Origin of the sequence: Paenibacillus sp. GCM10023250 (assembly GCF_042653205.1) — a bacterium.
Classification (GTDB): Bacteria; Bacillota; Bacilli; order Paenibacillales; family Paenibacillaceae; genus Paenibacillus_Z.
On sequence record NZ_JBHSHY010000023.1, the window covers coordinates 21858 to 42466 of the forward strand.

Sequence of the window (20609 nt, forward strand, 5' to 3'; positions counted from 1 at the left end):
CTTGCATCATGATTCGGATTCTTGCCGCCACGGAGGACAAGCGGATGGTCCAGCTGTCCTCGCTCGACGAACTGAAGGACTACGCGGCGACCTGGTTTTGGGTCGACTTCATGGCGCCGACGCAGGAGGAGGCGCTGCTGCTGGGGGAAGGGCATTTTCGCTTCCATCCGCTCGCCATCGAAGACTGTCTCTATTACTTGCAGCGCCCGAAATTGGACCATTACGACAACGTGCACTTCCTCGTCCTGCACGCGATGTCGGCGGACACGCTGGAGACGCAGGAGGTCGACCTGTTCCTCGGCCCGAACTATCTGGTCAGCTACCACAAGCATCCCCGCCGCGAAATGCTGCGCGCCTGGGAGAAGGTGCTGCACAAGCCGCACTGGGAGACGCACGGGTGCATCCATGCGGCGTACGTCGTCATCGACGAGCTGGTGGACGAATATTTTCCGGCGGCGCAGGCGATCGAGGACCAGATTCTGGAGTTCGCGACGGGCTCGAACGATCAGGGCACCCGTCAGAAGCTGGAGCAGGTGTTCGATATGCGGAACCGGCTGCTGAAGCTGCGCAAGACGGTCGTGCCGATGCGCGAGCTGCTGTACCGCATTCAGAACACGCAGCGGATCGACAACCTGAACCGCTATCAGATGTTCTTCACCGACGTCTACGACCATCTGCTGAAGCTCGCCGAGATCGTCGAGTCCAACCGCGAGATGACGTCTGACCTGCGCGATCACTATATGTCCCTCAGCGCCAACCGCATGAACACGATCATGAAGACATTGACGGTCATTACGGTCATTTTCATGCCGCTGACGTTCATCGCCGGCGTATACGGCATGAATTTCGTGAATATGCCGGAGCTGCAGTGGCATGACGGCTACTACGGCGTGCTGATCGTCATGGGACTCGTGGCGCTCGGCATGTTCATGTGGTTCAGGGTGAAAGGCTGGTTCGACTGACGCGCGCATAAGCTGCCGTCTGCTTGGGGAACGTAGGACTACCAATACCCGAGGAGGCGATGGTTCAGATGTCAAGACGCAGCAGACGCCAGCATCTCGTGCCCGGCGCAGGCGCCGCGATGAGCGCGTTCAAGGCCGAGGTGATGCGGCGGGAAGGGTTCGTCGTAAACCCGAGCCGGCCGGACGACGTGAAGTTCGAGGTGGCGCAATCGCTCGGCATTCCGCTCGAGCGGGGCTACAACGGCGACGCGTCCACCGAGCGGATGGGACAGATCGGCGGACAGATCGGCGGCGCGATGGTCAAAGAGCTCGTGCGCATGGCGCAGGAGAAGCTGGCTAAGCAGCAGCCTTAATCGGCAGCGGCTTCGCGGATTTGGAGGCGCTCGGCGATAGGGACGCGGCGGCGGGCTGGCGGCGGATCGGCGTTCGCGGCCGCAAGCCGAGCTTGCTCTTCGCTGCCGTTACGCCGATCGAACGAGTCACAGGCAATCGTCAAGCCATGTAATCAAGCCGTCCGGGCCGCCGGGCGGCTTTCGTGCGTTCCGGGATCGGTTTTGATTCGGGGCATCGGGCGACGCGCAGGCACCACGCGGCGTTCGGGCCTTTGCGGTTGATGCGGGTACAATCGTAAGGAACGCCTGGTGCTTTTCAGCAAAATTTCAGATTTCTTTCATTTTTGCTTCAGCATGGACGGCTACACTGAGCGTATCTGAGTTCAATGGGGGTTGGTTGCTTATGCCCGCGGCTATTCTTGTCATTGAAGACGACCAGTCGATCCAGGAGCTGATCGCGGAATTTCTGCGCGCCCAGCAGTACGACGTCGACGTGGCCGAAGACGGTCTGGAAGGCTGGGAGAAATTTCAGGCCGGGACGTACGATCTCGTTATACTCGATCTGATGCTGCCGACGTTGGACGGCTATACGATATGCCGGCGCATCCGGGAGAAGGGCGACACGCCCGTCGTCGTGCTGACGGCGCTCGGCGAGGAGAAGGACCAGCTGCGCGCCTTCGAGGAGGAAGCGGACGATTACATCACGAAGCCGTTCTCCTTCCACGTGCTGATGAAGCGGGTGGAGGCGGTGCTGCGGCGAACGCGCGGCGCGCAGGCGGGGGAGCAGCCGTGGTGCGGCCGGCTGCGGCTCGATGCCGACGCGTACAAGGTGTACGTGGACGGCAAGCTCGTGGAGACGACGACGAAGGAGTTCGACATCCTGAACACGCTCATCACGAACGCCGGCCGCATCATGACGCGGGACATGCTCCTCGATAAAGTCTGGGGCTACGATTACTTCGGCGATACCCGGATCGTCGACGCGCATATCAAGAACATCCGCAAGAAGCTCGGAATCTCGGTTATCCGCACGGTGAAAGGCGTCGGGTACGCCCTGGAGTCGGAGCTGGCCGGGGTGGGCGGATGATCCGGCGCAGGGGGATCCGCTTCAAAATCTTTCTCGTCACGACGGCGCTGCTCGTCGTCTCGGCGGTGCTGCTCTACCTCACGCTGTACTTCATGCTGCCGAGCTATTACCGGTACATTAAGCAATCGCGGCTGGAAAGCGGCGTCAACGAGCTGGTCCGCGCCGTGAACGGCCGCTCGGCGGGGGACGGGCTGCCGCTGATCGCGAAGTTCGGGCAGGAGCATAACGCCGTCATGATGCTGCGGGACAAGGACGGGGGCGGGTATTACATCCCGCCGAACTTCCGCTCATTCAAGGGCTGGCTGTCCGACGGTGCCGGCGCGGGCGGCTTTCCGCTGCTGCGCAAGCAGATGGAGACGGGGCGGTTCGTGGACCGCGGCGGACCGGGGCCGGCGAACGGCGGGCGTATCCTGAGCGCCGAACGGAAGGTCACGTTCGCGGGCAGCGACGAGTCGTTCACGCTGTACGTGGACGCGCCGCTGCAGCCGATCGGGGAGGCGGCCGATGTCATCCTGCTGTTCCTGCCGTACATGCTCATCCCGATTCTGCTGATCGCCATCGGGGGCGCGTTCATCTACGCCCGGCTGATCGCGCGGCCGCTGCTGTCGCTGAACGGCGTGGCGCACCGGCTCGCAAAGCTTGATTTTACGGCGACGGAGCCCGCGCTCAAGTCGCATGACGAGCTCGGCGAGCTGTCGCTCAGCCTGAGCAAGCTTGCCGTGAACCTGCAGTCGACGATGGGCGAGCTGCAGGACGCGAACGCCCAGCTCAAGAGCGACATCGAGCGGGAGCGGGAGCAGGAGGCGAAGCGGCGGGAGTTCGTGGCGACGATCTCGCACGAGCTGAAGACGCCGATCACCGCGGTCAGCGGGCAGCTCGAGGCGATGATCGCGGGCGTCGGGCCGTTCCGCGACCGGGACACGTACCTGCGCAAGTCGTACCGCATCATGCAAGACATGGACAAGCTCGTGCACGAGATTCTGGAGCTGTCGAAGCTGGAGAGCCGCGATTTTCGCCCGCTCATGCGGAAGGTGGACCTGTCCGAGCTCGTGCGGGAATCGGTGAACGGCATGAGCTACCTGGCGGGCATGAAGCGGCTGGAGCTGACGTGCGAGCTGCCGGAGGAAGCGATGATCATCGCCGACGAGCGGCTCATCTCGAAAGCCGTCTCGAATATCATCACGAACGCGGTGCAGTATTCCGGCGAAGGCGAGCGGGTGTACGTGCGGCTCGTGGAGGAGCGCCGGCCGGGCGGTGCGCGGGAGGCTGCGGCCGGTTCCGCTAGCGCGATGCTGGAAGGAACGACGGCGCCCGAGCTGCTGGACGACCTTGAAGCGGCGCCGCTCCGCTACCGGCTGGAGGTGCTCAACACCGGCGTCCAGTTGGACGAGGCGAAGCTGCCCCGCTTGTTCGAGCCGTTCTTCCGCGCGGAGCAGTCGCGCAGCCGGTCGACGGGCGGCAGCGGGCTCGGGCTGTACATCGTCAGCAAGGTGCTGGACGCCCACGGCGCGAGGTACCGCATCGGCAACACGCCGGAGGGCGTGTGCTTCGACGTGCTGCTGCCGGGCGCGGCGTAAGCGGGCCGGTTATTGGAGAGAGTCTCCGCTTGTTCGCGATTGCTGCGGGCAGGCGGAGGCTTTTTCGCAGTTATGCCGCGTTAAGGTTGGGGGGAGCCGGATGCTCGCTACGGCGGGCGAAAAGCTAGCGTGTTGGTTGAGCAGGACGATCGAGCAGGTGGACGAGAGAGGCGCGGGTGGGGTGTTGAGGCGGTTGGGAGGGGAGCAGGCTCAGTTATGCGGACAGGAGAGCCGCTATTTTGGCAATTTGACGTAAAATCCTCGTTTCGCGGCCACAGGAGCACTTATTGGCTTGTTTGGTGAGCAATTAGGCCGTGGTAGGGTTCAATAACGGAACGTGTGGCCGCTCAAGTGGCAGAACGACCGTTTTCGCGTAAATAACGGCTCTGGTGGCCGCGGAAGTTCGCGGTTTGGTGCTTGGCGCACCCCGCGGCACTCGTCCGGCGTTGCCGGTGCGTAAGTGCTCGTCGCGCCTCGCGGCACTCGCCCGGTGCCGCGAGGCGCGCCAGTGGCGGCCGCAGCCCGGGGGCATGCGCCGTCACCAGCGCGCCAGGGCCCGACGCGCCTCGTGGCACTTGCCGTGTCTCGTGGCATCTCGCCAGGCGCGGACGCGCCAGTGCTCGCAGCAGCTCGGGGGCGTGCGCCGCCGCTGCGCCCGTGCTCACCGCACCCGCAGCACTCACGGATGCAGTCGCGCTCAAAAAAAACTAGTGTATGAGGCTGAGCAAGACGGTTGCGTAGGCGGGCAGAGGGCACAGACTGCAGCTAGACATGGTGTTCGGGCGGTTGGGAGGGGGGCAGGCTCAGTTATGCGGACAGGAGAGCCGCTATTTTGGCAAATCGACGTAAAATCCTCGTTTCGCGGCCACAGGAGCGCTTATTGGCTTGTTTGGTGAGCAAATATGCCGCGTTAGGGTTCAATAGCGGAACGTGTGGCCGCTTAAGTGGCGGAAAGCCCGTTTTCGCGCAAATAACGGCTCTGGTGGCCGCAAAAGTTCGTGGTTTGATACGTGCCGCCCCTCGCAGCCCGCGGCCCGCGCCCGCCGCCCCCCGCGGCCCGCGCCCGCCGCCGGCGCGCCAGAGCCCGCCGCACCCCGCGGCGCTCACCGCAAAAAAGGGACGGAAGCGGCCGCAAACGACCTTTCCGTCCCATCATCGTCCCCCGCTTACACGACCTTCAGCCGAATCACGTTCCACGACGCTTGGCCGAGCCGCGCCCGCACGGCGCTGCCGTCGGCTTCGGCGCTGCCGCGCGCGTGCGGGACGACGCGGTCCGGCGCGTCCTGCGTGTTCGCCGCCTTCAAGTCGCCGCTTTCGAGCACGAGATGCTCCAGCACGCGGCAGCCGCCGAAGCTGCGCAGGTCGATCTCGAACGGCAGCGCCTCGCTCAGGTGGCGGTTGACCGCGAAGACGGTCACCTCGCCGGCTTCCGCGTTATGCACCGCGACGGCGTCGAGGTACGGCACATCGGTGTAGTCCTTGGCGTCGTACTTCGGCGACGACACGAGCGGCACCAGCACTGTGCCGCGGCCGAACAGGCTCGCGTGCATGTACGGATAGTAGATCGTCTGCTTCCAGGCGCCGCCGCCGCTTGCGGTCATGATCGGCGCGATGACGTTGACGAGCTGGGCGAGGCAGGCCATCTTCACCCGGTCCGCGCGCTTCAGCAGACTGATGAGCATACTGCCGACGAGCAGCGCGTCTTCGTGGTTGTAGACGTCCTCGAGCTGCGGCGGCGCGACCGACCACGGCTCGATCCGGGCGTCGGCGTCGTTGGAGTGGTACCAGACGTTCCATTCGTCGAAGGAAAGGTGGATCTTCTTCTTGCTCCGCTTCTTCGCCTGCACGTAGTCGGCCGTCGCGATGACGGTGTGGATGAAGCTGTCCATGCCCATGGATTGGGCGAGAAAGTTCGCCGTGTCGTTGTCGCGGTTGCCGTAGTATTGGTGCAGCGACAGATAGTCCACCTGGTCGTAGCACAGCTCGAGCACCGTCCGCTCCCACTCCGGGAAGGTCGGCATGCGCAGGTTGGAGCTGCCGCAGGCGACGAGTTCAATGGAGGGGTCGACCCAGCGCATGACTTTCGCGCTTTCGGCCGCGATCCGTCCGTATTCCGCGGCGGTCTTGGCGCCGATCTGCCACGGGCCGTCCATTTCGTTGCCGAGGCACCACGTCTTGATGCCATGCGGCTGCTTGTACCCATGCTTCGCGCGCAGGTCGCTCCAATACGAGCCGGACGGATGGTTGCTGTATTCCACGAGCTGCCGGGCCTCTTCGGGGCCGCGCGTCCCCAGGTTGACCGCCATCATGGGCTCGGAATTCGCCTTGCGGCACCAGTCGACGAACTCGTTCAAGCCGACCAGGTTCGGCTCGATCGTGCGCCAAGCCAGCTCCATCCGTTTCGGGCGGAGCTCGACCGGCCCGACGCCGTCCTCCCAGTTGTAGCCGGAGACGAAATTGCCGCCGGGATAGCGGACGATCGGCACGCCGATGCCTTTCACCAGCTCCAGCACGTCGGTCCGGAAACCCTGCTCGTCGGCCGACGGATGGCCGGGCTCATAGATGCCGCCGTACACCGCCCGCCCCAAATGCTCGATGAACGAGCCGTAGAGACGCTTGTCGACCTCGCCGATCGTAAAATCCTTGTCCGCGATCATCGTCGCCTTCATTGCCATGGAAACCCACCTCGTCAATTAGATTAATGTTGTTGTTAATCAATTAACATAATAGCGTTTACAACCCTATTAAACCCTATCCCGAAGTGCCGCGGCAAGCTTTTCTTTTGCTTTGTTCTGAATTAATATAAAGGTTAACTTGAATGGGATGTGATGCAATGATACGCGCGAATTTGGACCGGAAATGGCTTCCCCTCTACGAGGCGCTCGCGAGCGACGTCCGTCTGCGCATCCTGGAGCTGTTGTCGGCGCAGCCGATGAACGTGAAGGAGCTGGCCGCGGCGCTCGGCCTGAGCAGCGCCATCGTGACGATGCATACGAAGAAGCTGGAGAAGGGCGGCCTAATCCATACGAAGCTCGTCCGTCGGGGAGGCGGCACGCACAAAATCTGCTCGCTCGCCGTAAGCCGCGTCGAGCTGTCCCTGCCGCAGCCGGAGGGGCAGAAGCGGGAATGCCAGGAAATCGCAGTACCGGTCGGGCACTACACGGATTTCGAAGTACATCCGACCTGCGGGCTCGCCACGACGGAGCGGATCATCGGGCAGTTCGACGACCCGCGCTATTTCATGGAGCCGGAGCGGATGCACGCGCAGATTCTCTGGTTCGGCAAAGGCTTCGTCCAGTACCGGATCCCGAACTACGTCCTCCCCGGCCAAGCGCTCGATGAGATCGAAATCTCGTTCGAGATCGGCTCGGAAGCGCCCGGCGTGCGGGCGGACTGGCCGTCGGATATCCACTTCTACCTTAACGATACGCTGCTCGGGGTCTGGACGAGCCCCGGCGATTCCGGCGACGGCCGCGGCCGGCTGACGCCCGCCTGGTGGACCGTCAACCAGTACGGCTGGCTGAAGGTCGTCCGCGTCACGAACGAGGGCACCTTCCTCGACGGCCAGCGGCTGTCCGCCGTGACGCTGCGGGACATCGTGCGGACGCGCAACGACTGGCAGCTGCGCTTCGAGGTGCCCGAGGACGCGGAGCACGTCGGCGGTTTCACCCTCTACGGCGAGGGCTTCGGCAACTACAGCCAGTCCATCCTCTTCCGCACGTACCGCAGCGCGAGCGTGGAAGGGTGAGGACATGCAAATGATGCAGAACGCGCTAGTTCCTGAAAAGCCGGCTTTTCTCTACCCGGCCGCCTCGCACGAGGACGAACGGGACTTATTTCTCCTGGAGATGCGGGCGCTGTTCGGCGCCGAGCCTATCGACGATTGCGTAATATCCGGCAAAAACATCGATCCGAGCCGGAGCCCGTTCATCCGCGGGCGGCTCGCGGTCATGGCGTCCGCCGCGCGTCCGGAGGACATCGCCGGCTACGCCGCGGACGCCGTGCGGCTCGAAGGCCGGACGTTCAAGGTGACGTTCGTCGGCGGCGGGCTGGATTACGACGCGCGGCGCGCGGTCGAGCGGACGATCGGCTGGCGGATCGCTGGCAAGGCCGAGATGCGCCGGCCGGAGCGGCTGTTCGGCATCGCCTTCGCGCAAGGCCGCTATTGGTTCGGGGAGTACGCGAAGAGCGAGGCCGCGTGGCTGAAGCACAACGACAAGCCGCAGCCGTATTCCACGGCGCTCGGCACGCGGGTCGCGCGGGCCGTCGTCAACCTCGCCGTGCCGGACATCCGCGCGGGCTTGCGCGCCGTAGACCCGTGCTGCGGCATCGGCACGGTGCTGATCGAGGCGCTGTCGATGGGGATTGATATCGTCGGCTACGACGTGAACCCGCTCGCGCTGAAAGGCGCGCGGCTCAACCTGGCGCACTTCGGCATGCCGGACATCGTGAAGCTCGCCGACATGACGACGCTTGCGCCCGGTCCGGACGGGCCGGGCGACGCGGCGGTGCTCGACCTGCCGTATAATCTTTGCTCCGTACTGCCGGAGGACGAACGGCTCGCCATGCTGCGCGCTGCGCGCCGGCTCGCGCGGCGGGTCGTCGTCGTCACGACGGAGACGATCGACGCCGCCCTGGCGCAGGCAGGCTTGCGCGTCCTCGACCGTGCCGCGGTCCGCAAGGGCAAGTTCGAGCGGCGTGTGCTGGTGTGCGAAGGCGGATGAGCGCAGCGGCAAGAGCGCGGTGAAGTATGCGGGCGGCGGTGGCAGCGGGCGGCGGCGGGCGGCGGCGCGGGCAGCGGCAGGCGCCGCAGCCGCGCCGGTCGGGCGAGCTGCCGTATACGGAGCTTCGGCTTCCGGAGCGGCCGCACCATCCCGGTTCGCGGCGTGCCCTGCGCCGATCCGGCAACCGGTTGCGCGGCTTGCTGCTGCGGGGGCCGTCTCCGCGCCGGAACGCAGCGCAAACAGCCATCCCCGGCATCGGCCAAGGATGGCTTTTTCGCGCTCAAATTGGCGCAGGCGTGAGGCTGTTCGTCCCCCGCGAACATCCGGCGGACGGGGGACGCACCGCGCCCACATCCGCCGCACAACTGCCGTCAGCTACCGTGCCCCTGTTGCCCGCCGCCTGCTGCTGCAGCCAGCTGCCGCGTGCCTCCGCTATCGCCGTCCGCACAGCGCCGACAGCTCCGCGAGCTCGCCCAGCTCGTCCGCGTCCAGCGCGAACGTCATCGCGCGGACGTTCTCCTCCGCGTGCCGCGGCTTGGAGGCGCCGGGGATGGCGAAGACGGTCTCGCCGTTGGCATGGATGAGCCAATTGAGCGCCACCTGGCTCGGCGATGCGCCGTACTTCGCGCCCAGCTCCTCGAGCCGGTCGATCAGCGGCAGCGTCCGCTGCAGGCCTGCGGGCCGGAAGCCGGGCGAGAACCGGCGCGGCCCCGAGAGGCGCTTGACCAGCCCGGGATCGCGGTGGAATTTGCCGCTCAGCAGCCCTTGCTCGAGCGGCGAATAAGCGATGATGGCGACGCCGAGCTCCTTGGCGGTCTCCAGGATGCCGTTTCGCTCGATGCGCCGGTCGAGCAGGCTGTACTTGACCTGGTTGGACGTCAGGCGCAGGCCGTGCGCGCGCAGCGCCCGGTCGGCCTCGCGCATGCGCGCCGCGGAGAAGTTGCTGACGCCGACGTGCCGGATGCGGCCGGCCTTCGCCAGCTTCGCCATCTCGTTCATTTCAGCGGCCGCCGAGGAGAAGGAGAACGGCTGATGCACTTGGTACAGCTCGATCGGCCAGCCCTTGAGCCGCCGCTCGCGCTCGCCGATCGTGCGCGGGATGCTGCCCGCCGTTCGCATGACCGGCCACCATTTCGTCGCGACGCGCACGTCCCCGGGCGACGCGCCGGCCGCGTTCAGCGCGTCCGCCAGCGCCTCCTCGGAACGCCCGCCGCCGTATACCTCGGCGGTATCGAACCAATTGATGCCGCCCGCGAGGCTGATGCGCACGATCGACGCGATGTCGGCGTCGCTTAAGGTCGGCCAGAATTTGCCGACCATCCCGCTGCCCTTGCTGAACTGCCAGCAGCCGAGGCCGAGCGGGGACAGCTCGAGATCCGAAGCCCCCATGCGCCTGCGCATCGCCTGCCCGGCTAATCGGCCGCCCTCCTGCCGGTTCCCCGGCTCCGCGTAGCCGTCCTGCCGGTTCTCCGGCTCCGCGCGGCCATCCCGCCGGTTCCCCAGCTTCCCGCGGCCGTCCTGCTCCCCGCTCCGCGCCGCTTCAGCCGCATCGTCTTGCCCGCCTGCGCGCCGCGCTTCCGTTTCCGCCATGTCCGATTCGCCCTCTCTCCTCTAGAATCAGCGATTCTAACGATTCCGCGCCCGGGGCTCGCCGAAGGCGGCCCGATCGGCCGCCATGCGAGCGAAGCCGCTCGCCGCCGCCGATACGGCGGCTCAACCGCAGCCTTCGAGCTGCGGCGCCGCGCTTAGCGCGCGTAGCCGATCGCGACCTCCAGCTCGAGCGTGCCGCCTGCTTCCAGCTCCGGCAGGCCGTCCCGCGTGTTCAGCGCCGCGTTCAGCGCCATCCACGGCTCCACGCAGACGAACGGCGAGCCGTTCACCTGCCACAGCACGACGTAGCGGAACGCGTCGCTGTACGTCAGAACGACGGTGCCGCCGTCCGGTCCCGGGAAGGCGATGCGGCGCTCAGAAGCATCGAGCAGGGCGACGGATTCCTTGAGGCCCGTCAGCCGCACGGGACCGTCGATCGGCTTGACGGCGTTGTCGTTGTAGTCGAGGTACTTCGTCGCGTCCGTCTCATAGACGAGGTCCTTGTTTTCAGTGCGGAAATACGGGTGGAAGCCGGCGTAAAAAGGCATGCTGCGGTCCGACAGGTTGCGGTACGCCTGGCGGATATGAAATTCCCCGTCCCGCAGCGCATAAGTGAATTCCAGCTCGAACTCAAACGGGTATTCCGCCAGCGTGCCCGCATCGCTGCGCAGCCGGACCGTCAGCGACGCTTCGCCGTCCTCGGACGTCGACACGACGTCCCACGGGCGGTTGCGGGCGACGCCGTGGTTGCGCATCGCGTATTCCCGGCCCTCCCATTCGAACTTGCCGCCGACGAGCTGGCCGCAGATGGGGAACAGCACGGGATTGCCGCCCCGGATGTTCGCCTGCGGATCCTGGAACGTCGCCCGGTCGAGATAGAAGAGCTCGGTCCCGTGCAGCGTGCAGCCGATGGCGATGGCCCCGCGTTCCGGGCAGATCGTGACCGCGGAGCCCGTCTCGGCGTCCTTCAGCGTGTACAGCGGATAAGCGTCCTCGCGGCGCTCGACTTCGTAACGGTGTTGTTGACTCATGCGTAATTAGCCTCCATTCATATCGGTCGGGATAAGAAAATCATACCATATCGCGCCGCTGGTTCTAAATCGGCCCGAAAGGAGCATGCCCGACCGGCACCGGAGGCCCTCGACCCAAGGCAGCCAGGGAATGCTGAACATTTTCGCTTAAATAGCTACATTTTCCAATGAGGTATATTGCAATGTTGAATAGCTGATGATATAGTATAGCTGTAACGCGGATAGCCGCTTCTTTTTTTGGCCAGCTATTCTGCATTGATGAATACTCAACGATATCTAATAGGGGCGCTGCGAATGAACGTGCAATTCAAGAAGGGCGTGCTCGATCTATGCGTGTTGGCTCTGACCGCATGGGAGGACCGGTACGGCTACGAGCTGGCCGTGACGATGTCGGCCAAATTCGAGGTCGCGGTCGGCAGCGTCTACCCGCTGCTGAACCGGCTGACGCAGGAGGGCTACTTCTCCACGTACCTCAAGGAATCGAGCGAAGGACCGCCCCGCAAGTACTACAAGCTGACGCCGCAGGGGCACTCGCATCTGATGGGGCTGATCCGCGAATGGCGGAGCTTCTCCGTCGCCGTGGACGAACTCATTAAGGAAGGTGTAGAGCGATGATTAGAGAGCAGTATTTGAGCCAGCTGCGGAAGCTGCTCGCGCCCGTGCCGGAGAAGCTCCGGCGGGAGTGGCTGTACGATTACGAGGAGCATTTCCGCGTGGCGGCCGAGCACGGACGGAGCGAAGCGGACGCGGCCCGCGAGCTTGGCGATCCCCGGATCATCGCGAAGGAGCTGCTGCTGAACTACCGCGTGGACCAGGCGGACGGCAAGCGCGGCAGCATCACGCTCGTCTCGCGCGCGGTGTTCGCGGCGGTCAGCCTCGGCTTCTTCAATCTGATCTTCGTGCTGGGGCCGTTCATCGGGCTGCTGGGCGTGCTGGCGGGCATCTGGGCCGCGGTGATCGGCATCGGGCTTTCCTCCCTCGCCGTCATGTACGAAGGGCTGTTCGGCGGCGCGTTCACGGGCGTGCAGGCATCGTTCATCGCCCTCGCCCTGATCGGGCTCGGCATGCTGGCCGGCGCCGGCGCGCATTGGCTGACGCGGGCGTTCGCCAAGCTGACGCTGCAATATTTGAAATTCAATTCCAGAGTGATAAGGGTGAGAAAATGAGAAACTGGATCGTGATCGGCCTCATTTTGTTGGTCATCGGCCTGATCGGCGCGTTCGGAACCGTGGGCGCGAGCGGCGATTACTCGTTCGGTACGGAGAAGGTCGAACGCGAGCAGGCGGTCTCCGCGGCCGGCATTCGCGCCATCGAGCTCAAGACGGGCAGCGTAGACGTGAAGATCGTGCCGGGCGAGGGAACGGAAGCGAAGGCGAGCCTCACGGGACGCGCCAGCAAGCGTTATCTCGCCAAGCTGGAGCTGAAGCTCGAGAAGGACGGCGACACGCTGAAGGTCGGCTTCCAGGATCATGCCGGCTTCCGGTTCGGCTTCAATATCTTGAACCTGAATCTTAAGCTCGAGCTGCCGAAGCAGGCGTACGAGCGGCTGACGATGAGCACCGGCAGCGGGGACATCGCCGTCGACGGCGTGCGGGTCGATACGGCCGAGCTGAAGGGCGGCTCCGGCGACGTCGACATCAGCCGGGTGCAGGCGAAGGCGCTCTCCGTGTCCATCGGCAGCGGGAACCTGCACTTCGCGGATGTCACGGCTGAGGATGCCTTGACGGTCAAGGCGGGCTCGGGCGACGTGACGGTCAGCGGCGCGCAGGCGAAGCTGGTGAACGTGGACGTGAAGAGCGGCGACGTGGACCTGGCGGACGCCGACGCGGAGCTGGAGGTTCGCACGGGCAGCGGCGACATTACCGCGGAGCAGCGGACGCTGAACCGGCCGATGACGCTCCGGACGGGCAGCGGCGATGTCGGCATCTTGACCGACGAGCAGCCGGTGGACGCAGAGATCGCGTTCAGCAGCGGCTCGGGCGATTTCGACAACGATTGGGACGGCGCTAAGGGCTCCATGGACGACGACGGCGTGAGCCGGCTCGTGTTCGGAAGCGGCTCCGTCCGTGCGCAGGTCCATACGGGCTCGGGCGATCTCGACGTCGGCCGGCGATAAGGCAGCGCACTCCGGGCTTTGCCCCGTCCTCGCGGCGGGCAAGGCCTTTTCGCGTCTTCGGAACTACATTTTGTCCGGCGGATAGCCGATATTTTGAGGAGACGCGGCATGCTCGCGGGCGATGCAAGCCGGCTAGACCGGACAGAGGGACCGATTGGACAAGGAGGATTTTGGATCATGCAGGTTACACGCAAAGCCGTCATCGGCCCGATATTGGCCGCCGTTCTTCCGGTCGTCCTGTTCGAATGGTTCCGCTCGGACGCGGCTGCCGACGTCGTGCTGCAGGCGCCGCAGGGACATTTTTACTTCGTGACGGCGGTGTCGGCGCTCGCCACGGTCGTCGCGATCGCCGTCGGCATCGCAGGCCACCGGCTCCGCAACATCAAGGTCGGCTTCATGTCGCTCGGGTATTTGTCGCTGGCCGGCATCTTCCTCCTGCACGGTTTGACGACGCCCGGCTTCGTCATCCATACCGGCAACCTGCCGGCGATGTTCGCCCAGCTCAGCATTTTGCTGACGTCGCTGTGGCTGTGCCTGTCGGCGGTGTCCTCCGATCACCGGTTCATCCGCCGGCTGTCCCGATGGCGGAAATGGCTCATCCCGGGCTGGCTGCTCCTGCTCGGGGGGCTGGTGGCCTTCACGCTAAGGATGCCGCAAGATATGACCCTGATTCCGCTCGGCGGCGACGGGCCGTACAAGTGGGCCGCCGTGACGATGACCTGCGCCGCCTGCCTGTGGACGATGTACCGCTATTGGCAGTCTTACCGGCACGCCGGCTTCCCGCTGCAGCGGGCGATCGTCTACAGCGTCAGCCTCATCCTCGCGGCTCAGTTCATCATCGTGGCCGGCACGATGTGGCGGCTCAGCTGGTGGCTGTATCATCTGCTGCTGCTCGCGTCCATGCTCGTCATGCTCGTCGGACTGATCCGGCAGTATTTCTCCCAAGGCTCCTTCAGCTCGTCGCTGCGCGTGCTGTTCCAGGCCGACCCGCGCGCTTGGCTCGAGGCGTGCAAGACGCCGAGCGTGAAGGCGCTCATCATGGCGACAGAGGCGCGGGACGCCTACACGGCGGGGCATAACAACCGCGTCGCGCTCTACGCGCTGCGGCTTGGCGAGGAGATGCAGCTCTCGAAGGACAAGCTGCGCGCCATCGCGCAGGGCGGCGTCGTCCACGACGTCGGCAAGCTGCGAGTGCCAGACGCCATCCTGAACAAAGCCGGCAAGCTGACGGCGGAGGAACGGCTCGTCATCGAACGGCATCCCGTCTCGGGCTACGACATGTGCAAGCGGCTCGGCTTCCTGGCCGACGAGCTGTCCGTGATCCGTTCCCATCACGAGAAATGGGACGGCACCGGCTATCCCGACCGGCTGAGGGGCGAGGAAATTCCGCTGCTCGCGCGCATTACCGCCGTGGCGGACGTCTACGACGCGCTGACGTCGTCCCGCTCGTACCGGCAGGCGATGTCGCACGAGGCGGCGATGGCGATCATCGCCGAAGTCAGCGGCATCCACTTCTGCCCGGCCTGCGTGAAGGCGTGGCAGCGGCTGGCGGCCGAGGACGCCGGGTTTTTCGCCGAGATCGCCGCCGGCAGCCGCACGCTGCGTCTCGTGCGCAAGGCGGCGCAATAAAGCGCAATAAGGCCATTTCTAGGTCATTCTGTTTAACCATGCAATGCTGTGTCGCACTTCTCCGTTCATCCGGCGACACTGCAACGCAACTGTCCGTTTATCTGGCAATGCTTTAATGCGCTAAACCGCGAGGGTGCAAAGTCCCGCGGTTTTTGCGTTCCAAGGGTTTTTTTCGGTTTTTACGGCCAGATGTCCTGCGGCGTGACGTCCAAGGCTTTGGCGATGAGCAGCGTGGTTTGCCGCTGCGGCCGGCCGATCTTGCCGTTGCGCAGCTTCGAGATGGTTTGAAGCGAGATGCCGGTTGCGGACGAGAGCTGCTGGGCGGACATGTACTTGCGGGCCATCAGCACTTTCAAGGTAACGGAAGGGTCCAAGGCGGCGGCTTCGGCTTCGGATTCGACGAGCGAGCGGATGTCCGTAGCGACGAAGGCGATGCATTTCAGGGTGCCGTCTCCATGGAAGAACGGGCGGTACGTGATCTGAAGCTCCAGCTGGACGGATTCGGCGAGCTTCTTGGTATGGACGATTAGGTGTTCGGTGCGGCGATGGAGGGCGGCTTTTTTGAGCGAAGCGAGGATGCGTTCACGCTCGTTGTCGTGGAAGAAATAACTGAGCGAGTCCTCTCCAGCGGAGAACAAGCGGTCCACGATGGGCGCAGGATTGTGTTTGTAATAGCGTTCGACCGCGAACCGTTCGTTCAGGATGCCGGATAACAGCACCTGTCCGGAGGCCGACATGCGATCGATCCAAGAATTGGCGCTGATGTCCTCGACGGTCAGCAGGAAGGCCGGTTCGTCCGCGCCGGCGATCGCTTCGCAGGTCAGCATGAGCCGCAGGGGGTCGTCGTCGGCTTTGGACCGGAGCAGAGACGTCTCGTGACGGTCGTCCGAACGGAGTGCGCTGCTGCTCCATTCCGAGAACACCCTGTCCGGCGGCAGCCCCTCGAGGACGTCGCCCGAGCAGCCGACCAGCCTGGAGAAGGCTTTGTTGGCCAGGTTGAAGTGGCAATCGTCGTCCTGACCGACGACAACGGCCAGCGGCGTTTTTAAATTTTGAAAGACAACGTTAGTCAGCATCAAAGGCATTCCCCTCACAATCTTTATTGAAGCTGGTTTATAGAACAGTATAAGAGTCGGTATCCTACTTTTCAACCGGGGCGAACACAAAAAATAAGAAAGAGTTTTTTTGGGCTTTTAGTTCTGAAGGATCAGATCCGCACGGATCCGCCCGAACCTCTTCCGGGGGCGCGGGGAAACGCGTGCGCCGGGCATCTCAGCAAAGAGACCTTCCGCATGTCCGCATGCTGGAATTTCGTGACAGTGGTGCGGTGGAGTTTCCAGTCTAGTTGCGGACTCCAGCGCTTCGCTATGCCGGCCCGATTCATCGCAATGAGAGGCGGCGCCGCATCCGGCGGCTTCAACGCCGGGCGGACGAAGGCGGATGGAAACGCCTGCAGCCGCTGCTCGCCGGGGACCTGTAGAAGCGAAGCGGATAAGTTCCGTGTCTCGCCGGCGCCGGCGGAGACACGGCGCCCCGGGCGCCGCGCTCCCGGCTCTTCCAAACCTGACCAACCTATGAAGCGCTTCCCTCCCAAGGTATAATAGGCCGATATAGACCGATTGTACGGGAGGTTTTATGCTGTGGGTCCATTTTCGCTCCGGACGAAGGTGCTTGTCCTCATTCTGTTCGTCACGACCGGCGTGCTGTCCCTCGTCGGCTACGGCAACTATACGGCAGCTAAGCGCGCCATCATGGAGGCGCTCGTCGATAAAGCCGGCACCAAGGTGCAGAACGCCGCGGACAGCCTGGCCTCCTGGATCGAAACCCGGCGCGCCGAGGTGGAGGTCATGAGCCGCACCGACCAGGTACGGTTCGGCACTCCGGCGGAGCGCCTCGCGTATTTCCGCGGCGAGATCGGCCGCTCCGCTTCGCCGTACCGCACGATCGGCTTCGCCGACAAGACCGGACGCACCGAGTTGAGCGACGGCAGGGTCATCGGGATCGGGAACGAGCCGTCCTTTTCCCTGGCCATCCAGGGCAAGGCGATCGTCACCGACCCCTTCGTCAGCCCTTTCGGCGGCGGCAGCATCGTCGTCATTCAAATTCCCGTCTACGGGCGCGACAACGCCATTATTGGGCTCGTCGACGCGGCGATCTCCGCGGATCAGGTGTTCCGGGAGCAGCTGAACGTCCGCGTCGGCCGGACGGATCTCGCCTTCGTGTACAACGACGATGCCGCGGTGATCGAAGCGCCGCCGGCGGTCGGCCCGCTTCGGCCGTCGGCGTCCCTCGCATCGCCGGAGCTCCCCTTCGCCGACGCCCTGCAGGACATGCTGCGGAATCCGTACGGCACGGCCGGGCTGAGCGGCCCCGCCGGCAATTCGATGCTGTTCTACGCGGCGGTCGAGGGGACGAGCTGGCATCTCGCCCTGAACGTGCCGCTGCGGGAGATCGAAGCCCCGCTCGCGGCCATCAAGTGGCGCTCCATTCTGTCCATCGCCGGCGCTGAGGCGATCCTCACGATGCTCTTCTTCCTGTTCTCGTACCGTGCCATCGGGCGCATCAAGCGGATTCTCGCCGTCACCGAGGCGGCCGCGGCCGGGCGGTTCGACGCGGACGACGTCCGGGACGCCGGCGGGGACGAGCTGTCGCTGCTGTCGAAGTCCGTGAACCTGATGAAGCTGCGGCTGAACGGCATGTTCAGCCAGATGGACGCGATGATCAACCAGAACCAGTTCGCGTTCATCGTGCTCGACAGCCAATATAGGGTCACGTATTTCAGCAAGGCGGCGGAGCGCATGCTCGGCTATCAGGCGGAAGAGGTGCTGCACAAGATGACGGCGCTCGAATTCATCGCGCCGGAGGACATCGTCCGCGAAGCGGAGCGGCTGAGCGGCCGGTACGGCAGGCCGGTCCCGCCGGACGTCACGGTGTTCGAGCTGCTGATTAAGGACCGCTTCGCTTACGAGCGGGAATGGACGTACGTGCGCAAGGACGGGACGCGCTTCCCCGCCGCGCACAGCTCGAACGGCATGCGCGACCGCGAGGGGCGCTTCGTCGGCGTCGTCGGCATCGCGCGGGACATCACCGGGCAGAAGCAGGCGGAGAACGCGCGCAGCCGGCAGCTGAAGGTGATGGGCGCGGCGAAGGATCTGATCGCCACGTTCGACGAGGCGGGCAAGCTGCTCTATATGAACGAAGCGGGCCGGGCGATGCTGGGCATGCGGCCGTACGGCATGAGCGTGGACGAGGTGCCGGCGCGCACGGTCCGGGAGCTGCTCGACGGCATCGAGGACGCGCGGGAGGCGGGCTACCGGGAGAAGGAGGCGCTGCTGCGCACGCTGCAGGGCGTATTCTTCCCGGTGTCCAAAATCTTGGTCGTCCACCGCGACGACAACACCGGCGAGACGTTCTATTCCTGCATCGCGCGGGACATCACGGAGGCGAAGCGCGTCCAGTCCGAGCTGGAGCAGGCGAGGCGCGACGCGGAGAGCGCGAGCGTGGCGAAGAGCCAGTTCTTGGCACAGATCAGCCACGAGATCCGCACGCCGCTCGCCGGCATCATCGGCTTGACGGGGCTTATGCAGAAGACCGGCCTGACGCCGCTGCAGCAGGATTACTTGCGCAAGACGCGGGATACGTCCCAGGCGCTGCTCGCCATCATCAACGACATTCTGGATTTCTCCAAAGTCGAGGCCGGCCGCATCGAGCTGAACGAGAAGCCGTTCGATCCGTACGAGCTCATCCAGAAGCTGGCGGAGACGCTGAGCGTGTTCGTCGCCGGCAAGGAGCGGTTCCAGTTCGTCGCCGAGACGCCGAAAGGGCTGCCGGAGCGGGTCGTGGGCGATTGGCTGCGCCTCGAGCAAGTGCTGCTGAACCTGTGCGTGAACGCGATCAAATTCACGGAGCGGGGCTGCGTCCGGCTGCGGCTCTCGCTGCCGGACGGTATCGCTGCGGACGACGGGCGCGTCCGCCTCGCGTTCGCCGTGGAGGACACGGGCATCGGCATGTCGGAGGAGCAGCTCGGCCGGCTGTTCGAGCCGTTCGTGCAGGCGGACGCGGAGACGAACCGCAAGTACGGCGGCACGGGGCTCGGGCTCGTCATCGTGAAGCGGCTCGTGGAGCTGATGGGCGGCGACGTTCGCGTCCGCAGCGAGCTTGGCCGGGGCAGCGCGTTCTCCTTTGTCCTGGACTTCGCCGTAGCCGAGCCGCCGCGCGAGGACCGCTTCGCGATCCGGGCGGCCGCGGACGGCTCCGTCTGGATCGTGGAGGATCATCCGCTCATGAGCGGGCGCCTGTGCGCCGTCATCGCGGACAGCGGCTTTGCGCCGCTCCCGCTCGGTTCGTGGAAGACCGCCCGGGAGCGGCTCGCGCGCGCCGGCATTGGCGTCCGCCCGTCCGCGCTGCTGCTGGATTTCGAGATGCCGGACATGTACGCGGAGGAGACCTGGCATGCCATGCGCGAGGCGGCGCAAGAAGCGAGCGTCATGACGGTCGCGCTCACGACCGCGTACGGCCGGGAGGAGCTGCTGAAGCTGCCGCAGGAGCAGCGGCCCGACGCCATCCTCGTCAAGCCGGTCACGCGCGTCAGCGTGCACCGGGCGCTGCAGTCGCTGTTCGAACGGCGGCCGGTCCGGGAAGCCGGCGCGGTTGCGCGGGAAGCCGCGGCCGCCGCGGAGCCCCCGGAATCGCCGGCGGGCACGATCCTGCTCGCGGAGGACAACGAGGTGAACCGGATCGTCGCGGTCGAGCAGCTGCGGGCCGGCGCGTACCGGGTGGACGTGGCGGCGAGCGGGACGGAGGCGCTGCGGATGCTGACGGAGAAGCGCTACGACCTCATCCTGATGGACATCCATATGCCGGACATGGACGGCGACGAGGCCGCGCGGATCATCCGCCTCGATTCCAAGTACGACCGGATGCCGATCATCGCGCTGACGGCGAACATCATGCAGGAGGACCACGATAGGTACATGCAGCTCGGCATGAACGATGTCCTGACGAAGCCGATCGATCCCGAGGCGCTGACGGCGGCCATCGATAAATGGCTGCGTGCCGGCCGGGAGCTGAGCGTCGAACCAGCTGCGGACAAGCCTCCGAAGGCGCGTGAGGCGGCGAACGCGTTCGTGCCGGCGCCAGCGGCGGAAGACGCATGGCTGGACCGGGGCGTGCCGGGGATGCGGCTCGACGAGGCGCTGCGGCGGGTCGGCGGCAAGCGGGCGATCGTGACGCGCATGCTCGCGCTCTTCGTCCGGGAGTACCGCGGCTTCGGCGATCGGCTGGCGTCCGCGCTCGCGGCCGGCGACTATGACGGCGCCCGGCGGATGGCGCACACGCTGAAGGGCGTGGCCGGCAATCTGTCCGCCGAGGCGCTGTTCGAAGCCGCGCGGCGGCTCGAGACGCTGCTGAAGCAAGCGGGGAGCGGTCCGCCGGACGGCGCGCTCGCGGAAGCGGCGGCCGAAGCGGACGGAACGCTGCGCGTACTGCTGTCGGATTTGGCGGACGCCCTGCCGAATTTCGACAGCGAGGCCTAACGATTTTCTAACAATCTATTGTTGGGT

Annotated in this window: 15 protein-coding genes; 11 read left to right on the plus strand and 4 right to left on the minus strand. The window is 65.2% G+C overall.

What is annotated here, in order from left to right; genetic code table 11:
- Positions 1-8 precede the first annotated feature (8 nt).
- From corA to ACFPB1_RS17670, 4 genes are all read left to right on the plus strand, one after another.
- Complete coding sequence (corA, locus tag ACFPB1_RS17655; protein ID WP_379227430.1) at positions 9-962, plus strand: magnesium/cobalt transporter CorA; 954 nt, start codon at positions 9-11, stop codon at positions 960-962.
- A gap of 68 nt (positions 963-1030) precedes the next feature.
- Positions 1031-1315, plus strand: coding sequence for a small, acid-soluble spore protein, alpha/beta type (locus ACFPB1_RS17660; RefSeq protein ID WP_379227431.1), 285 nt, complete (start codon positions 1031-1033; stop codon positions 1313-1315).
- A 382-nt stretch (positions 1316-1697) separates the two neighbouring features.
- A complete protein-coding gene (locus ACFPB1_RS17665) occupies positions 1698-2381 on the plus strand; it encodes a response regulator transcription factor (RefSeq protein WP_379227432.1) in 684 nt (227 codons plus the stop codon).
- Positions 2378-3958, plus strand: coding sequence for a sensor histidine kinase (locus tag ACFPB1_RS17670; protein ID WP_379227433.1), 1581 nt, complete (start codon positions 2378-2380; stop codon positions 3956-3958). Before ACFPB1_RS17665 ends, ACFPB1_RS17670 begins: the two co-directional genes overlap by 4 nt.
- A 1166-nt stretch (positions 3959-5124) precedes the next feature.
- Here the strand turns inward: ACFPB1_RS17670 and ACFPB1_RS17675 are convergent.
- A complete protein-coding gene (locus ACFPB1_RS17675) occupies positions 5125-6633 on the minus strand; it encodes an alpha-N-arabinofuranosidase (protein WP_379227434.1) in 1509 nt (502 codons plus the stop codon).
- A gap of 158 nt (positions 6634-6791) precedes the next feature.
- On the opposite strand from ACFPB1_RS17675, the gene ACFPB1_RS17680 reads away from it, so the two are divergent.
- Positions 6792-7706 (plus strand): ArsR/SmtB family transcription factor, encoded by a 915-nt coding sequence (locus ACFPB1_RS17680; protein ID WP_379227435.1) that lies wholly within the window; start codon positions 6792-6794, stop codon positions 7704-7706.
- 4 nt (positions 7707-7710) lie between these two features.
- Entirely contained in the window at positions 7711-8682 is a 972-nt protein-coding gene (locus tag ACFPB1_RS17685; protein ID WP_379227436.1) for a TRM11 family SAM-dependent methyltransferase, read from the plus strand.
- A gap of 432 nt (positions 8683-9114) precedes the next feature.
- Here ACFPB1_RS17685 and ACFPB1_RS17690 read toward each other — a convergent pair whose 3' ends face one another.
- Both ACFPB1_RS17690 and ACFPB1_RS17695 read right to left on the minus strand, forming a co-directional pair.
- On the minus strand, positions 9115-10083 hold the full coding sequence (locus ACFPB1_RS17690; RefSeq protein ID WP_379227488.1) for an aldo/keto reductase: 969 nt from the start codon (positions 10081-10083) through the stop codon (positions 9115-9117).
- Between the two features lie 344 nt (positions 10084-10427).
- On the minus strand, positions 10428-11303 hold the full coding sequence (locus ACFPB1_RS17695) for an aldose epimerase (protein ID WP_379227437.1): 876 nt from the start codon (positions 11301-11303) through the stop codon (positions 10428-10430).
- A 294-nt stretch (positions 11304-11597) separates the two neighbouring features.
- Here ACFPB1_RS17695 and ACFPB1_RS17700 point away from each other — a divergent pair, with 294 nt between their 5' ends.
- From ACFPB1_RS17700 to ACFPB1_RS17715, 4 genes are all read left to right on the plus strand, one after another.
- The gene (locus ACFPB1_RS17700; protein ID WP_379227438.1) at positions 11598-11918 is read left to right on the plus strand and encodes a PadR family transcriptional regulator; all 321 of its coding nucleotides are present in this window, start codon (positions 11598-11600) and stop codon (positions 11916-11918) included.
- Entirely contained in the window at positions 11915-12469 is a 555-nt protein-coding gene (locus ACFPB1_RS17705; protein WP_379227439.1) for an HAAS signaling domain-containing protein, read from the plus strand. The genes ACFPB1_RS17700 and ACFPB1_RS17705 overlap by 4 nt, the downstream gene beginning before the upstream one ends.
- Entirely contained in the window at positions 12466-13419 is a 954-nt protein-coding gene (locus ACFPB1_RS17710; RefSeq protein WP_379227440.1) for a DUF4097 family beta strand repeat-containing protein, read from the plus strand. Before ACFPB1_RS17705 ends, ACFPB1_RS17710 begins: the two co-directional genes overlap by 4 nt.
- Before the next feature lie 177 nt (positions 13420-13596).
- Positions 13597-15048, plus strand: a complete 1452-nt coding sequence (locus tag ACFPB1_RS17715; protein WP_379227441.1) for an HD-GYP domain-containing protein — start codon at positions 13597-13599, stop codon at positions 15046-15048.
- 179 nt (positions 15049-15227) lie between these two features.
- Here ACFPB1_RS17715 and ACFPB1_RS17720 read toward each other — a convergent pair whose 3' ends face one another.
- Positions 15228-16124, minus strand: a complete 897-nt coding sequence (locus ACFPB1_RS17720; protein ID WP_379227442.1) for a helix-turn-helix domain-containing protein — start codon at positions 16122-16124, stop codon at positions 15228-15230.
- 564 nt (positions 16125-16688) lie between these two features.
- Here ACFPB1_RS17720 and ACFPB1_RS17725 point away from each other — a divergent pair.
- On the plus strand, positions 16689-20582 hold the full coding sequence (locus tag ACFPB1_RS17725; RefSeq protein ID WP_379227443.1) for a response regulator: 3894 nt from the start codon (positions 16689-16691) through the stop codon (positions 20580-20582).
- Positions 20583-20609 lie beyond the last annotated feature (27 nt).

Coding starts and splice junctions, on each gene's coding strand:
- ACFPB1_RS17660 (WP_379227431.1), top strand. CDS start 1,031: ATGTCAAGACGCAGCAGACGCCAGCATCTCGTGCCCGGCGCAGGCGCC.
- ACFPB1_RS17675 (WP_379227434.1), bottom strand. CDS start 6,633: ATGGCAATGAAGGCGACGATGATCGCGGACAAGGATTTTACGATCGGC.
- ACFPB1_RS17670 (WP_379227433.1), top strand. CDS start 2,378: ATGATCCGGCGCAGGGGGATCCGCTTCAAAATCTTTCTCGTCACGACG.
- corA (WP_379227430.1), top strand. CDS start 9: ATGATTCGGATTCTTGCCGCCACGGAGGACAAGCGGATGGTCCAGCTG.
- ACFPB1_RS17680 (WP_379227435.1), top strand. CDS start 6,792: ATGATACGCGCGAATTTGGACCGGAAATGGCTTCCCCTCTACGAGGCG.
- ACFPB1_RS17705 (WP_379227439.1), top strand. CDS start 11,915: ATGATTAGAGAGCAGTATTTGAGCCAGCTGCGGAAGCTGCTCGCGCCC.
- ACFPB1_RS17685 (WP_379227436.1), top strand. CDS start 7,711: ATGCAAATGATGCAGAACGCGCTAGTTCCTGAAAAGCCGGCTTTTCTC.
- ACFPB1_RS17715 (WP_379227441.1), top strand. CDS start 13,597: ATGCAGGTTACACGCAAAGCCGTCATCGGCCCGATATTGGCCGCCGTT.
- ACFPB1_RS17710 (WP_379227440.1), top strand. CDS start 12,466: ATGAGAAACTGGATCGTGATCGGCCTCATTTTGTTGGTCATCGGCCTG.
- ACFPB1_RS17695 (WP_379227437.1), bottom strand. CDS start 11,303: ATGAGTCAACAACACCGTTACGAAGTCGAGCGCCGCGAGGACGCTTAT.
- ACFPB1_RS17690 (WP_379227488.1), bottom strand. CDS start 10,083: ATGCGCAGGCGCATGGGGGCTTCGGATCTCGAGCTGTCCCCGCTCGGC.
- ACFPB1_RS17700 (WP_379227438.1), top strand. CDS start 11,598: ATGAACGTGCAATTCAAGAAGGGCGTGCTCGATCTATGCGTGTTGGCT.
- ACFPB1_RS17665 (WP_379227432.1), top strand. CDS start 1,698: ATGCCCGCGGCTATTCTTGTCATTGAAGACGACCAGTCGATCCAGGAG.
- ACFPB1_RS17720 (WP_379227442.1), bottom strand. CDS start 16,124: ATGCTGACTAACGTTGTCTTTCAAAATTTAAAAACGCCGCTGGCCGTT.